Source organism: Psychrobacter sp. HII-4 (assembly GCF_904846595.1).
In the GTDB taxonomy this organism is placed as follows: domain Bacteria; phylum Pseudomonadota; class Gammaproteobacteria; order Pseudomonadales; family Moraxellaceae; genus Psychrobacter; species Psychrobacter celer.
Genome location: NZ_CAJHBJ010000001.1, coordinates 194,038 through 209,860, shown reverse-complemented (window position 1 = coordinate 209,860; position 15,823 = coordinate 194,038). Strand labels below are relative to the sequence as shown.

General features: G+C 47.1%; 13 protein-coding genes. 8 read left to right on the top strand and 5 right to left on the bottom strand.

Translation table 11 applies throughout. The features are described from left to right. Positions 1-219: 219 nt before the first annotated feature. A complete protein-coding gene (locus JMX98_RS00900) occupies positions 220-531 on the bottom strand; it encodes a YhbY family RNA-binding protein (RefSeq protein ID WP_075100455.1) in 312 nt (103 codons plus the stop codon). Between the two features lie 332 nt (positions 532-863). Between JMX98_RS00900 and JMX98_RS00895 the strand changes: the two genes are divergently transcribed. The 7 genes from JMX98_RS00895 (at position 864) to JMX98_RS00865 (ending at position 8,462) form a co-directional block, all read left to right on the top strand. Continuing rightward, positions 864-1,496 (top strand): RlmE family RNA methyltransferase, encoded by a 633-nt coding sequence (locus JMX98_RS00895; protein ID WP_075100456.1) that lies wholly within the window; start codon positions 864-866, stop codon positions 1,494-1,496. Between the two features lie 305 nt (positions 1,497-1,801). After that, positions 1,802-3,697 carry an ATP-dependent zinc metalloprotease FtsH gene (gene ftsH / locus JMX98_RS00890; protein ID WP_320157755.1) on the top strand — a complete coding sequence of 632 codons (1,896 nt, stop codon included), beginning with the start codon at positions 1,802-1,804 and terminating at the stop codon, positions 3,695-3,697. A 197-nt stretch (positions 3,698-3,894) separates the two neighbouring features. After that, positions 3,895-4,842: a dihydropteroate synthase gene (gene folP / locus JMX98_RS00885; RefSeq protein WP_201583796.1), complete on the top strand. Its 948-nt coding sequence runs from the start codon at positions 3,895-3,897 to the stop codon at positions 4,840-4,842. Between the two features lie 28 nt (positions 4,843-4,870). Further along, a complete protein-coding gene (locus JMX98_RS00880) occupies positions 4,871-5,161 on the top strand; it encodes a succinate dehydrogenase assembly factor 2 (RefSeq protein WP_201583793.1) in 291 nt (96 codons plus the stop codon). A 37-nt stretch (positions 5,162-5,198) separates the two neighbouring features. Beyond that, positions 5,199-5,657, top strand: coding sequence for a hypothetical protein (locus JMX98_RS00875; protein WP_201583790.1), 459 nt, complete (start codon positions 5,199-5,201; stop codon positions 5,655-5,657). A 409-nt stretch (positions 5,658-6,066) separates the two neighbouring features. Continuing rightward, the gene (locus JMX98_RS00870) at positions 6,067-6,777 is read left to right on the top strand and encodes a YidB family protein (RefSeq protein ID WP_201583788.1); all 711 of its coding nucleotides are present in this window, start codon (positions 6,067-6,069) and stop codon (positions 6,775-6,777) included. A 227-nt stretch (positions 6,778-7,004) separates the two neighbouring features. Continuing rightward, entirely contained in the window at positions 7,005-8,462 is a 1,458-nt protein-coding gene (locus JMX98_RS00865) for an anion permease (RefSeq protein WP_201583785.1), read from the top strand. Between the two features lie 29 nt (positions 8,463-8,491). Here the strand turns inward: JMX98_RS00865 and JMX98_RS00860 are convergent, their stop codons facing one another. The 3 genes from JMX98_RS00860 to trmB form a co-directional block, all read right to left on the bottom strand. Continuing rightward, entirely contained in the window at positions 8,492-9,544 is a 1,053-nt protein-coding gene (locus JMX98_RS00860; RefSeq protein ID WP_201583781.1) for a regulatory protein RecX, read from the bottom strand. Positions 9,545-9,574: 30 nt separating this feature from the next. Continuing rightward, a complete protein-coding gene (recA, locus tag JMX98_RS00855; protein ID WP_201583777.1) occupies positions 9,575-10,633 on the bottom strand; it encodes a recombinase RecA in 1,059 nt (352 codons plus the stop codon). 1,096 nt (positions 10,634-11,729) lie between these two features. After that, positions 11,730-12,563, bottom strand: coding sequence for a tRNA (guanosine(46)-N7)-methyltransferase TrmB (trmB, locus tag JMX98_RS00850; RefSeq protein WP_201583774.1), 834 nt, complete (start codon positions 12,561-12,563; stop codon positions 11,730-11,732). A 275-nt stretch (positions 12,564-12,838) separates the two neighbouring features. Between trmB and JMX98_RS00845 the strand changes: the two genes are divergently transcribed. Further along, entirely contained in the window at positions 12,839-13,768 is a 930-nt protein-coding gene (locus JMX98_RS00845; RefSeq protein WP_201583771.1) for a DUF2628 domain-containing protein, read from the top strand. Positions 13,769-13,883: 115 nt separating this feature from the next. On the opposite strand, the gene JMX98_RS00840 is transcribed toward JMX98_RS00845, so the two are convergent. Then, positions 13,884-15,770 carry a monovalent cation:proton antiporter-2 (CPA2) family protein gene (locus JMX98_RS00840; protein WP_201583767.1) on the bottom strand — a complete coding sequence of 629 codons (1,887 nt, stop codon included), beginning with the start codon at positions 15,768-15,770 and terminating at the stop codon, positions 13,884-13,886. Between the last annotated feature and the right edge of the window lie 53 nt (positions 15,771-15,823).

Sequence of the window (15,823 nt, the reverse complement as noted above, 5' to 3'; positions counted from 1 at the left end):
CTATATAGTTAATCCTACATAAAAAACTGCGGTGCCAGAGTGCTACTGATATTTATTTCATAGTAGATTGATTATATACCCATCATGCAAAAAACCGCGAGCAACATGCCGCGCGGTTTTAGGGTATAGCAGATAGCAGCCGTATTGCGGCATGGTCACACACAGCACGGCCATTTGTTTATCCGCACTAAATCCACACCGCCTCTTTGTGCCGACATGCTACTGGGCGTGGCGAGTGAGATTAGAAAGTTTTGGATTGGCATTTGGGTTTTGGCGTAGTAGCAACGCCATACGACCGATAGAATGCACCAAAGTGGCGTTTGCCGCCGCTGCAAGCTCTGCCCCGATGGTGTCACGCTCTTCTTTGGTGCCGGCCGGTAATTTTACCTTAATGAGCTCATGATCTGATAAAGCGCGATCAATCTCTTCGGTGATGGTGGGCGTGATGCCTTTGTTGCCAATCATAACGATAGGTTTTAGCTCATGGCCGATGCCTTTTAGACGTTTGATGGTAGCGTTATCGAGTTGCATAGAATTCCTAGGTATTGATAAAAATAAAAATATTACCGCCAACAGCAGTGAGTGATCATTATAGATAATCTATGACCAACTTGCATGAGATCGGCAGGATTTTGCACGATTTTACGTGCTGAAAATGTTAAACTGAAGGTTTGACCACATTATAAACGCTACTGCCTTATAAAACAGTTATTTAACCAAGAGAATTTGATGATTTAAGCGCATTTATAGATAAATCGCCTCATTGGTACTATATTGGTACTATGTCTTGCGTGCATCAGGCGTTTCAAAGTGTATCGTTAGCAAAGCGCATAAAGTTTTGCAGAGCAATAGGAGCAGGTATTTTGGCCACGCGTATCGAAAACAAAAAATTGTCAAAAAGCAGCAGTGCTTGGATGCAAGAGCATATTGACGACCATTATGTACAAAAGGCCCAAAAAGACGGCTACCGCGCCCGCGCAGCTTATAAGCTCCTAGAAATCAACGAAAAGACCAGCCTAATCAAAAAAGGCATGACGGTTGTGGATTTGGGCAGTGCGCCTGGTAGCTGGTCACAAGTGGCCGGGCAGTTGGTGGGTGATAAAGGCATTTTAATCGCCTCTGATATCTTGCCCATGGATGCTCTGCCAGATGTCACCTTTATCCAAGGTGACTTTCGTGAAGCCGAGGTATTTGACGCGATTATGGCAGAAGTGGGCGATCGGCAGGTCGATGTGGTGCTATCAGATATGGCGCCCAATACTTCTGGCAATCGCGCGATTGATCAGCCGCGTATGATGTACCTGTGCGAGCTGGCGGTCGACTTTGCGCTGGCAACCTTACCCAAAGGTGGCGCGCTTATTATGAAAGTGTTTCAGGGTGAGGGTACACAAGAATTACGTCAGCAGATGCAGCGTGATTTTAGTAAAATCCGTAGCATCAAGCCCGCTGCCTCACGACCACGATCAAAAGAGATGTTTTGGGTGGCGATCAAATAGTTTTAGTTTCAATAAGTTGCTGCTATTGTAAGCGGGAGAGTATGCCATTATAAAAGATGGATACCATGCGTGAAAATCCGCTACAATCGTTAACTGAATAAAAGTGAAACCTGCTTGAATTATGCAGGGAAACACCACATATCATGGTATATTAACTTTGTTTTAAGCATGCGTTTTAGGCAAAGTCGTCTGATGATAAACGCCCGATACGCTCGTTGAGATTTATATATCGTCAAATGAGCCAAACGTTTATGGACGTCACGTGTTTAGTAAACACACCAATAAGTAAGGGATGGGAATAACTAGTGAGCGACATGGTAAAAAATACCTTATTGTGGCTGGTGGTAATCGGCATTTTGGTGCTGGTGTTTAGCGGCTTTGATCAATCCTCTGAGCCGGATAACCTTAACTACTCTGAGTTTGTGACCGCGGTGTCAGAAAATCAGGTAGCCAGTGTTGAAATCGATGGCGAACAAATCACCGGTGAAAAGAAAAATGGCTCATCTTTTGAGACCATTAGACCCGCTGTGACAGACGACGAGCTGATGCCGCTGTTGCGTGAAAATCAGGTTGAAGTTCAAGGAACTGCTCCGAAACGCCAAAGCGTCTTGATGCAATTGCTGATAGCCAGTTTCCCAATTTTATTGATTATTGGTCTGTTTTTATTCTTTATGCGTAATATGCAAGGCGGCGCTGGCGGCAAGGGCGGTGGTCCGATGAGCTTTGGCAAATCAAAAGCCAAAATGCTCACCGAAGACCAAATCAAAGTCAATTTTGAGGATGTCGCAGGCTGTGAAGAGGCCAAAGAAGAAGTGGTCGAGGTCGTTGACTTCTTGCGCGATCCAGACAAGTTTACCAAGCTAGGTGCGACCATCCCACGCGGTATCTTGATGGTTGGACCGCCTGGTACGGGTAAGACGCTATTGGCGCGTGCCATCGCTGGTGAAGCCAAAGTACCGTTCTTCTCTATCTCAGGGTCTGACTTTGTCGAGATGTTTGTCGGTGTGGGTGCCTCACGTGTGCGCGATATGTTTGAGCAAGCGAAAAAGAGTGCCCCTTGTATTATCTTTATCGATGAGATCGATGCCGTTGGTCGCCACCGTGGCTCTGGTATGGGCGGCGGTAATGATGAGCGTGAGCAAACATTGAACCAACTATTGGTTGAGATGGACGGCTTTGAAGGTAACGAAGGCGTGATCGTGATTGCCGCGACCAACCGCGCTGATGTACTCGATAAAGCGCTACTCCGTCCTGGTCGTTTTGACCGTCAGGTACAAGTAGGCTTGCCCGATATCAAAGGTCGTGAGCAGATTTTAAAAGTACATTTGCGTAAATTGCCGAATACTGTCGGTGTCGATGCCAGCTCGCTTGCGCGTGGTACGCCTGGCTTTAGTGGTGCCCAGCTGGCCAACTTGGTCAACGAAGCGGCACTATTTGCCGCCCGTCGCAACAAAACCAGCGTCGATATGAATGACTTTGAGGACGCAAAAGACAAGCTATATATGGGTCCTGAGCGCAAATCGATGGTAATACGCGAAGAAGAGCGCCGTGCTACTGCTTATCATGAAGCAGGACATGCCTTGGTTGCTGAGCTACTACCAGGTACCGACCCTGTGCATAAAGTAACGATCATGCCGCGCGGATTTGCCCTTGGTGTGACTTGGCAGCTACCTGAGCATGACCAGACAAGTATGTATAAGTCAAAAATGCTCAATGATATCGCTATTTTGTTCGGCGGTCGTATCGCTGAAGAGGTGTTTATCAATCAGATGTCGACTGGTGCTTCTAATGACTTTGAACGTGCAACTAAGATGGCACGAGCAATGGTGACTAAGTATGGTATGTCAGATGCGCTAGGTATCATGGTGTATGAAGATGAAGACAGCTCACAAGGTTATTTTGGCTCTAGCAGCCGTACGATTTCAGAGGCCACCCAGCAAAAGGTCGATGAAGAAGTGCGCCGTATGTTAGAAGAGCAATATGATATCGCTCGCGAGCTGATTGAAGCCAACCAAGACAAGATGCATGCGATGGTCGACGCCTTGATGAAGTGGGAAACCATTGATCGGGATCAGCTGCAAGATATCTTAGCAGGCGAAGAGCCACGTCCACCAAGAGTGTATCAGCCCAACGAAGTGAACTTGTCAAAAAATGACGTTAAAACAACGGGTTCGACACCGCCGCCATTACCAGCGATGTAGAGCAAGCAAGTAAAATTGCAAAAGACAGCTGCCAGATCACTGTTTAAGCTAAAAAGCCCTTTTTGATAAAGGGCTTTTTTATGGCTCGTATTTTACTCAGAATTTAGAACCGTATGGTATTTACTGGTATTATAAGTAAACGGTAACCAATACCGATTGTCCTTTTTTTAGCTCCTTTTATTGATAATGGATGGCCTATGTCATTGTTTCAGCCTTTACCGACTTATCGCATTCGCAGCCGCAACAAAGTGTTGGATTTATCGCAGCCGCAGGTGATGGGAATATTAAATGTGACGCCAGACTCGTTTTCAGATGGTGGTCAGTTTACCGCGGTAGATAAAGCGCTGCAGCATTGTAAACAGCTGATAAATGAAGGGGCGACGATTATTGATATCGGCGGCGAATCTACCCGTCCAAATGCCGCGCCTGTAGCGACGGATGAAGAAGTGCAGCGTGTGGTGCCAGTGGTGACAGCCATTCGTCAGCAGTTAGGTGAAATGGGTCAGGATATTTGGCTGTCGATCGATACCAGCAGCCCGACTGTGATGCAAGCAGCGTTTGATGCAGGCGCTGATATTTGGAATGATGTACGCGCGCTCAGACGTGAGGGTGCGGCCCAATTAGCCGCAGAACTTAATATACCGGTGATGCTGATGCATATGCGCGGCGAGCCCACGACCATGAATGAGTTGGCGCAGTATGATGAGGTAGTCAGTGATGTCAGTCGCGAGCTGCTTGCTCGTATTGAAGAAGTGACTTGTGCTGGCGTGAAGCGTGAAAACCTCATCATCGATCCAGGCTTTGGTTTTGCAAAAGATTACGAGCATCATTGTGCACTATTGACCCAGCTTGATAAGTTACAAACGCTTGGTTTGCCATTGATGTTTGGTATCTCGCGTAAGCGTTTTTTGGCACAAATACTCACTAAGAGCGGTGTACCAGCAGTTGCCACTACGCAAGCCAGCGAGCGCGATGCGATCGGTACTGCGGCTGGATTGTTGGCATTGCAGCAAGGCGCGAGTATCATCCGTACTCATAATGTAGCGATGATGCAGCAAGCGGCCGCGCTTTGGCAGCAATTAACCGAGTATCATCAAACCTCTGTCATTACGACCAACAACCATCACTATCAATCCACTAAATAATGTACCTACTAGCTATGAGGCGTTTCCTATGAGCATATCTGAAAACAAGCAACCTGAGCCAACCAATGAGCAGCGCCGCGTCATCTATCAAGCTCGCCGCGGCCTAAAAGAGCTGGATTTTTATATCGACCCTTACGTCAAGGAGCGGTATTTGACCGCAGATGCTGCTGAACAGGCGACCTTTGCCGAAATGCTCACCCATGAAGACCCTGATTTATTGGATTATTTTACCAATCAATCGCGACCTGAAGATGATGCAATCTGGGAGTTAGTCAATAAAATTAAAACATGGCGTCATACCAAAGAGTTGATGCCCTAATTCGCTACCACACACCTTATGAGATTACCGCGATATCATGGATTCGATAACTGCCCTGCGTATTGATACTGCTATCGAGCCTAAGAGCCGGTTGCGCTTGCTGTTATATCTGAGCTTAGCAAGTATCATGATAGGGCTTGGTATATTGGCGTCTTTGGCGCTTTGGCAGTATGTGCTGGTCTTAGCGGTGGCAGCCGCCGTGGTTGGTTATTTGACCGTATCGCGACCGACCCTGCTACATCTAAGCCAGCCGCCACTGAGTCAGCGCCTTGATCAACACTGGCAGCTTCTGATGCGTACGGCACAGGGGGAGAGTTTATGGTTGGCAAACCTACGAGCCATTCACCGTTTTGAGTGGGCGCTCAGTTTTGAATTTGATATCATCGAGCCTTATCAGCGTTCGTTGGCCGTGGCAGTTTTTCGCGATCAAGTCAGCTCCGAGCAGTGGCGAGAGCTAAATGTTTTGGCCAATATGAGCACGGGCAATACGGTCTAAATACTTATCTTCTTTTTCCTTGGTAGCGATGTACAGGCTTACAAGCGCCTACATGTCATAACAAAATACCTATCTCGATCAGCAAAGAAGCCTGCTATATTAATAGCACTATTAATTGGCAACTAACTATAGTCGATACATTTTAAAAGTGTTATAGCGCTACTGGGATGAATTTTTCGCAGCCTCTGCGGACGCAGCACGCAAGTAAAATTTATACCAGTAGCGCGTTTAAACTTATGACAGTTTTGCTTTGAGCCGACTATGACAACACTGTTGTAGAAAGTATGGTTATAAAAATTATGGTGATAATGTACGTTGTGAGGCAGCGGCGTTAAAAAATGGCTACTGACAAATAACGGCTACAAAGACACTGTGCTAGACCACGATAATGATAAAAAAGGAGAAAAATATGAGTTTATTAGGGAATTTAGTCAGTCAGGTGGCTCGTCAAGCCATGAATCCTGCCGACGCTCAGCATAACCCAGTCAATCAGCGTGCTGATACAAGGCGGACAGGCGGTCTGGGTGATATCTTAGGAAGCGTGCTGGGAGGCAGCCAGGGAGGTGGCTATAATCCGCGTCAATACGATCGTCAGCCAGATAATGGCTTTGGCCTAGATGACATCATCGGCGGTCTTACTGGCGGCGCGCAGCGTGGTGGTGTCAGCGCAGGCGCTGGTGGTTTGGGCGATATTTTAGGAAGCGTACTGGGTGGTCAGCGCAGTCAAAGCGGCTTTGGCGGTAAAGGCATGCTTATCGCCGTGCTTATGCCCATGGTGCTCAGCTGGATCAAGCGTAATGGTGGTCTGAGCGGTGCATTATCCAAAATCACGGGCATGGGCTATGAAAACCAAGCACGCTCTTGGATGAGCAATCAGCAAGACAATGAAAATCTCGACCCAAACGATGTCAATCGATTGTTTGATGAAAGTGAGATTCAACAAGTGGCAGCGCATACTGGTGCCAACGAAGCCGAGGTGCGCCAAGGCATTGCAGAGCTGCTACCTGAAGTCGTAAATCAGCTTACCCCCAAAGGTAACTTAGATACCGAAGCGGAGGCTAATGAAGAGATTGATCAAATCATCAGCCAGTTGTCCAACCGTCTAGGCACTTTACGATAATGGTCCCATGTTTGTGTTATAGCTACCTTTAGCTGTGTAGTCTGCCGCTACTTACGCAGACAGCAGATAGCGGCCAAAAGAGCACGTTTGTATAGCGTGCTCTTTTTTATTGTGAGGAATTCAACAATACATACTACATAGATATGTTAAAAATGGTGAACAAATGCGCAACGGTGCTGGTAATCTTATAAGATGAGGGTATCAGCCACTGTATAGGATACTGACGCATGCCGTTTAAGCCGATCCAAGCCGCTATTGCCATCGTCGTAGGCCTTATCATCTGGTTTATCATTCCTGTACCGACGGGCGTCACCGCTGACGCATGGCACATGCTGGCTTTATTTATCGCCACCATCGTTGCCATTATTGGTAAAGTACTACCCATCGGGGCGATAGCGGTCATCGCCGTGACGCTCGTAGCTTTGACGGGTGTGACCAGTGACAGCCCAAAACAAGCCATCAATGATGCGCTCTCTAGCTATTCAAGCCCGCTTATATGGTTGATTGGTATCGCAGTAATGATATCGCGCGGCCTTATTAAAACTGGTCTTGGTCGCCGCATTGCTTATTATTTTATTTCTATCTTTGGCAAAAAAACCATCGGAGTCGCGTACTCATTGACGGCGGCTGAGCTGATGATAGCGCCTATCACGCCGTCGAATACCGCGCGTGGTGGCGGTATTGTTCATCCTATTATGAAATCTATCGCCCAAAGCTTTCATTCAACGCCAGAGGAAGGCACGCAAAATAAAATTGGTCGCTATCTGGCAATGGTCAATTATCATGCCAATCCGATTACCTCAGGGATGTTTATCACCGCGACCGCGCCCAACCCTTTAGTGGTAGACCTGGTAAATAAAGCCACAGGCGGCAACATTCAGCTGTCGTGGACAACGTGGGCGGTGGCGATGTTTGTGCCGGGCATCCTGTGTTTGGTGGTAATGCCTTTGGTGATTTATCTGATCTATCCACCTGATGTCAAAGTCACGCCTGACGCTAAAGGTTTTGCAAAAGACAATTTAGCAGACATGGGTAGCATCAGCCGCCAAGAAAAAATCATGCTCGGTGTGTTTGGCCTGATGCTACTACTCTGGGCCAATATCCCAGCGCTGCTATTGGGTGAGCAATACAGCGTCGATGCCACGACGACGGCTTTTATCGGTCTGACGACTTTGATATTGACTGGGGTGCTGACGTGGGAGGATATTCTCAAAGAAAAATCTGCTTGGGATACCATCATCTGGTTTGGTGCCTTAATTATGATGGCCGCTTATCTGAATGAGCTTGGCTTGATTCGCTGGTTTTCTGACAATATCGAGGCGATGATTGGTACGACGGGTCTGGGCTGGGTAGGTGCCGTGGCGATTTTGACGCTAGTGTATTTGTACATTCATTACTTCTTTGCAAGTACGACTGCGCATATAACCGCTTTATTTGCCGCCTTTTATGCCGTTGGGCTGAGCTTAGGAGCGCCGCCCATGCTATATGCGCTGATTTTGGCAGCAGCGGGCAACATTATGATGACCCTCACTCATTATGCGACCGGAACCGCCCCCGTCATCTTTAACTCAGGGTATGTGACCTTAAAAGAGTGGTGGGGCATCGGCGCTATCATGAGTGTGGTCAATCTGGTGATTTGGATAGGGGCAGGTATGATATGGTGGAAAGTGCTTGGCTATTATTAATAGGTATCTGAGTGTTAGATGAGTCACGGTTAAAATCGCTCATCTAATGTCTCAAGCGTGTAGTCAAGAGCGGCAAAGCAGATGTCACTCTTAAAGCCTCTATACTGCAAAAACCGTAATTGACGAGCCTTGTCTTTTGGCTCACGGGGCAAGGTATTGCCGTATTTTTTGGTGCGAGCGGTCACCGCTAGCTTTAGCCAGTCAACGCCTTCGACCAGATTATTATCACCATCTTCGACAAATTCGCTAAATTCCTCAGACTCTGCATTTGCCATATCGATCAGCTCATCGATGTTGTCTGGCATGGCTATTTTTTTTTGATAAAATGCTTGCTTGATGCGGCCGCGCCCCCGTCCTTTACGGATGTTTTCACGGATGAGCATGAGGGTGGTGCGATAATCACTTTGATAGCCTTTTTTCTCAAACTCATCGAGTAAGGCATCGATCTTGTCTGGGTCTTGCTCCTTATCGAGCAGTTTTTGCTTTAGCTCTGCTTTACCGTACTCACGGCGCGACAGATAATAAAAAGCCAGCCAGCGCAGGCGACTCTCTGCCTTGATAGCATCAATCTCAGCTTGCCTTTGCTCAGGGGTGCGAAGATACGCTTTTAGAGCAGCAGGTAAGTTGTCCGCTTGCGCGTCTGTACGGTGACTATGGGCAGCTATAGGGTCAGGCAGTGGCGCTGAGCCTTCTGTACTCTCTAAATGATCTGCACCCTCTAGGCGCGCATTGCTATCAGCGGTAATGGTAGAGGCGGTATCGTCCGAATGACCATGAATATGATGCTTTACCTCGGCCAGCATCTCTTTGATACTTTGCGCCTTTGGTGGCTGATACGCAGGTGCGTCGTTAGGCTCAGGGCTAAAGCTCGCGGCTGGATGAAAGCGTTTTTCACGTCTTTTACGTTTGGCTGTAGACGCCGACTTCTGAGACGTTTTTTTATCGACATGTGCCGTATTAGGCGATCTGAGCGCTTTGGGTGTTTGGGAGGTTTTAGAGATTTTTTTTGGCTTGCTAGTAGGGGCGCTCGCTGAGTCGGCGTCCGATTCAGCGAGTATTTCAGCTAAGGTTTTAATGTTCATAATCAATCATAACGATAAATAAGCGTGCCGTTATTGTACTGGCTCAGGCGCTAGGTCTTCATCTTTTTGAGAGGCGTCAGTGTCTTTGGCGTCTTTTTTGCTACCAAGCTTTTCTTCACGGATCTTATCTTCGATTTCTTGAGCAATACTAGGGTTTTCTTTTAAGAAAAGCACAGAGTTGGCTTTACCCTGACCGATTTTTTCATCGCCATAGCTATACCAAGAGCCTGCTTTACCCACAGCGCCAATTTCGACACCTAAGTCGATGACCTCTGCTAGGTGATTGGTGCCTTCGCCATAAGTGATTTCAAACTCAGCTTGGCGGAAGGGTGGTGCCATTTTATTTTTGATGACCTTGACACGGGTTTGGTTGCCAATGATTTCATCACCGTTTTTGACTGCACCGATACGGCGAATATCCATACGCACTGAGGCATAGAATTTCAGCGCATTACCACCGGTTGTGGTTTCTGGGCTACCAAACATCACGCCGATTTTCATACGGATCTGGTTAATAAACACCACCATACAGTTGGAGCGTTTGGCATTACCTGTGATCTTACGCAGCGCTTGGCTCATCAAGCGGGCTTGTAGACCCATGTGTGAGTCGCCCATCTCGCCTTCAATCTCAGCGCGCGGCGTAAGTGCGGCGACGGAGTCGACCACGATCATATCGACCGCCCCTGAGCGTACCAGCATATCGGTAATCTCCAGCGCCTGCTCACCGTTATCAGGCTGAGAGAGCAGTAGGTCATCTGTATTGACCCCAAGCTTACGCGCATAAACAGGATCAAGCGCATGCTCGGCATCGATAAAGGCACAAGTACCGCCTTGTTTTTGACACTCAGCGATTGCTTGTAGCGTCATGGTGGTTTTACCTGAGCTCTCTGGACCATAAATCTCAATAATACGGCCTTTTGGCAGGCCGCCAGTACCAAGCGCGATATCTAGTCCTAGCGAGCCTGTCGAGACCACATCGGCATCGAGGACTGCAGAGTCATCGCCCAGTTGCATGATGGTGTTTTTACCAAATTGTTTTTCGATTTGACCAAGTGCGGCTTTGAGGGCTTTGGCTTTATTGTCGTCCATACTGGATTCCTTGTCTTCAATTATTAGTGTAAAAGGATAAATTCGATGATAGATAAAATACGGGTAATAGGAGGGCTACGGGCCATATATACTGACGGCTCCCCAAATGGTAGGTAACGGCCAGTGTCTAGCAAGAAGAATAAGATGTCGTATCGATAATGTCGAGAGTGCAATCATTCTACTATACAGTAAAATCAATGACGGATAAAAGTAAATAAAAGTTTGATATAACTGCTTGTACAAGTAGCGCCGTCTCATTATTAAGGCGTTTGTTCATCTCGCTAAGCGTTAGAGGTTTATGGTTGATTGGATAAAGGTATTATAACAAAATCTGGATAGCATACTAAGGGTGCAGGTATGCTAAACGACATTGGTTGTCGCATGCATATTATTTTTAGAGTTATATAAGTATTGGTAAAATTAGTGAGTATTTTGGATAGGAAAATGGTATTGTTTGTCAATAGGGTTTGCAGTTGTCCACAATAAATCCTCGGTAAAAATTCGCTGATTGTGAAACATCGGCTCTGATTTCGGTTTTTCTAAAAAATATGAAAAATAAATTTTTAGCTTCTCTATATTGATGTAAATATTTGATTTTAAAAGATTTTTAAATTGTACAAAAAATGAACGATTTTACCTGACCCTTTAATATATCTAGGAAAATGCTTGTCAAGTGCTGACTTATACACAGGGTTATCCACAGCTTATGGGGAGAACTCACCAAGCCCTTGTAACATCAATGTTTGCGCAAATCGCTTATTATGACTTCTTAAAGATCAAAGCGGATTTTGTGATGTCACGTGTGTATTTTTCTCAAAAAATTAGTCTGTGTTGCCGATGTTTCACACCATAAAATAGTTATTTTTATAAAAATAAAACCGTCAAAATGGTCGCAAGAAGCGCTGAGTTGACCGTATGGTAAGCTTTTTATACTTAGTCGGCCGTGTTAAGGGGCGTTTTTATTCGCTGTATCGGTCACATTCCACCGCGCTCTTAATCATCTTCGCTGGCAAAGCGCCGCGCATAAAAAAGGCGGCTAATCTGTTAGCCGCCTTTATCGCTCTTTATCTAAGAGTAGATTTTTAATCGTTTGGTGTTAGTCTTTGCTATAAATCAAATCCCAAACGCCATGACCGCGCGCGATGCCGCGGCGCTCAAATTTGGTCATTGGACGAAAGTCTGGTCTGTCAATAAAGTTACCTGTGCCTGCTTGGTTGGTGAGGCCAGCAAAGTTGTCTAGTACCTCCAGCATCCAAAAAGCATAATGATCCCAATCAGTGGCGGTATGAAACCAGCCGCCTTGGGTTAGGCTGCGTGTCACAATCGCCATGCGCTCAGGACTGACAAAGCGGCGCTTATAGTGGCGCTTTTTTTGCCATGGGTCAGGGAAGTACAGCTGAATACGGTCGATATGGTTTTCTGGTAGCTGTTTGAGTAGTTGGATGGCGTCACCATTGATAATCTTGACGTTACGCAAGCCTTGGGTGCCGGCCATATAGGCGCATTTGCCAATGCCTGGCTCATGGACTTCGATACCGACAAAGTTGCGCGCCGGCTCTGCGGCGGCCATCTCGATGAACGAGTCGCCCAAGCCAAACCCAATCTCTAGGGTCAGCGGTGCGTCACTGCCATTTGGGCTATCGGCAAATAGCGCGCGCAAGTCATGGATGCCTGTTAAGTCGCCATCGCCAAAGCTGTTATTGACCAAATAATCGGCGAACTCGGGCGCAGTCAACGCCAGCTCGGCGTTTTTGTTCATGTGTGTACGTCGTTTCATAAAGGTATTGACGATACGAACGTGTTTGTCCGCGGCAGGCGTGCTTTGGTTGTCATCAACGTCAGCGCTCGCTGTGTCGACGTCGATTAGGGTTTGCTCATCAGTGGTTGGCGTACTGGTGAGATTGTCATTACTATCAGGATGTTGACTCATAAGATGGGCAGTGCTTCATTAGGTGAGTGAGATGGCGTCATTATAAGTGATATTGTTGCGACTGTGAATGTGCAATACGTTTTTAGCGGTTTTATACGGTTATAGGAGATGAGAATAGATGTGACATCAAAGACGATAGTAAAGACTATCGCGATGATAAAGGCTATTAAAGTATCGAAAGACGTCAAATCGGTGTACACGGGTTTTCTATACAGATCGGTTGGCGTTATCATATAATAACGATTGATATTTTTTAAAACTTAGAGCGTACTCTCATGTTATTTATCGAAACGGATTCACCACCACCGTTTTATCAAGAACAGCTCACAGCAGCCAAGCGCAGGCAGCTGGACAAATGGTTTATTGGCCATCGTAGCCAGCATTATTATCTAAAGCGCTTTGAGGAATTTGATGAGCAAGGGTATTTGTCGCCCAAATGGCACTGGGCGGCATTTTTCGTCACCTTTCCTTGGCTGCTATACCGCAAGCGCTATATGGACGCCATTGTCTATAGTGTGGCGGGTTGGTCGTTTATTCAGCTTAATGTGGCGCTGGTCTTGGTTGCGTTTGAGTTTGTGGCGATGTCTTATGTCCCTGATGCGTATCAGATGGCCACCCGTATCGGTATTGCCGCGGCTATTTGGCTGTTTTGGTCGTTTATGGTGGCGCGTTGGACGGATGCCTATTATTATCGTATGGCGCGTCGTGAGATTGCGGATGCTATCAATGACCATCCGCGTGATGAGGAGGCGCAAAAGGCGCACCTAAAAAAAGAAGGCGGCGTGAGCTTGTTTGGTTTGGGGCTTGGTTTTGGGTTTTTTGCATTTGCACTATTGGTGATTAAAGTACAGTTTTTGCCTATCATTGCCAAACCAAAAGAAAACGCGGTGCTGTTTGATACTTATGATATCGCCAAAAACGCCCAAAATCGGGTGGCGCTGATCTATCAGCAGACTGGGCAGTGTCCTGTGAATTTGCCGCTTAGTACCGAGGATCAGCAGGTGCGCATGCATATCGCTGTCCAAGCGCCAGGGGTGACCAATACCGATTGCGCAATCATTGCGATCATTCAAAACGTCAGATTTCCAGTGCGCTACCTCAATGATCAGACCTTGGTTTTTTATCATCTGCCAGATAGTGATGATTGGGCTTGCACCAGCTCACTCAATAAAAAACAAACCCCCAAAAGCTGCCTAGCTGATTGATGCATGGATATCGAAGCAAGGGTGTGCTGTGCTATCGAGCGTGTATCCCAGTTAATGTCGTCAAAGTAGTCGAGGACAATATTTTAAAGTGACAATGCTTTAGAATGACCATGCTTTAGGGTTTGGAATCAGCAGCGCTGGCATCTTGGTCATCGACAGGCGTTGCTTGACTCTTTAGTGGCTCATAAAAGTCAGTCAAATCCATCTTGCGCGCTTTATCGATATCTTCATCAAATAGACTCTCAAGCTCTGCCATGGCTGACTGCGCCGACTCAATCAGGCTGGCTTCGTCGCCATAAATGGCTTGCTGGCGCTCAATCAAGTCATCATCGTAATCACGGAATGTCTGCACCGTTTCTCGGGCTTTCTCTGGAGAGATGCCCAGCAGCTGTAGCGACTCGCGCGACATATCTAACGACGACAGGTAAGTCTCGCGCCAAATATGACGTACGCCTACTTCACGCAAGCGATAATAATGCTGACGATCCCGCGCTCGTGCTAGGACGATCATATCGGGATAGTTTTTGCGCAAATACTGGGCGGTGGTGATAGAGCGCTCCAAATCGTCAATCGCTAATATAAATACCCGTGCTTTTTTGATGCCAGCAGCGCGGAGGATTTCAGGGTTTTTTGGGTCGCCGTAATAGACTTGGTTACCAAATTTACGCACGAAATCGACACGGTTGGCTGAGCGTTCAATGGCGGTAAATTCGATATTGTGCATGCGCAGTACGCGCCCGATAATCTGCCCGACACGGCCAAACCCTGCAATGATGACTTGATGCTCATGATCAGGAATCGCATCGTACTCACGGCTGGGCTTGCTTTTGGCAAATAATGGCTCGCCGATTTTTTCTAGCAATAAAAACGCCAACGGTGTGAGTGCCATAGAGATGGTGACGATGAGGTTTAAGGTGTTGGCAACCTCAGGGCGCAAGACGTTTTGGGCGCTCGCCACGCTAAAGAGGACAAAGGCAAATTCACCACCTTGTGCCAGTGTCACGCCCAGCCTAATACTAGTCGGCCAGCGATTGCCTGAGACTTTGGCGATGGCGGTAATCACGGCAAACTTAATCACCATCAGCGCAATGGCGCAGCCAATAATAAAAATAGGCTCCGCTAAGATAAGCTTGACGTCTGTGAGCATGCCAACCGACATAAAAAACAAGCCCAAAAGCAAGCCTTTAAACGGCTCGATACTGGCTTCGAGCTCGTGACGATATTCAGAGTCTGCCAGCAATACGCCCGTCAAAAACGCGCCCAGTGCCATTGATAGACCAATCTGACCCATCAAAATCGACACGCCCATCACAATAAAAAGCGCCACCGCCGTGAGCAGCTCAGAGGCACCACTGGAGGCCACAAACTTAAAAAATGGACGTACCACATAACGGCTGGCAAAAATCAGACCCGCAAATACGGCAAACACTTTACCAAAATACAGCAGGTCGTAGCTTTGCTCGCGCACCCCTGACAAAAACGGAATGACCGCCAATAAAGGAATGACGGCGATGTCTTGAAACAATAAAATAGTAAAGGCTTCACGGCCATGAGTGCTAGAGAGCTGCTGCTTTTCGGTCAGTATCTGTAAGACAAAAGCGGTGGAGGAGAGTGCAAGTCCAAAACCGACGATAAAGGCAGTATCTAATGCCAAAGAAAAAAATTGGTGCAAAAGCCACATTAACAGTATGCCAGTGAGGCCAACTTGCAGACCACCGAGGACAAAGATCGAGCGCCGTAGTGCCCAAAGCCGCGATGGTTGTAGCTCAAGGCCAATGATAAACAGCAGCATGACCACGCCAAATTCAGAGAAATGCAGCAAGCTCTCAGCGTCACCTGCCACATCCAAGCCGCTCGGCCCCAAAATCAAACCAGTAATGAGATACCCCAAAACTGTCGCGATACCAAATCGTTTACCAAGGGGTACAAACAGCAGCGCTGCTCCTAAGAAGATTGTAGCTTGTAACATCAAATTTGGTGAGCCGGCGGCGGCAGCGAACATCTGGTATCCTCAAATAGTGGCAAGGTCAAAGACATAATCAAAAACGTGGTCAA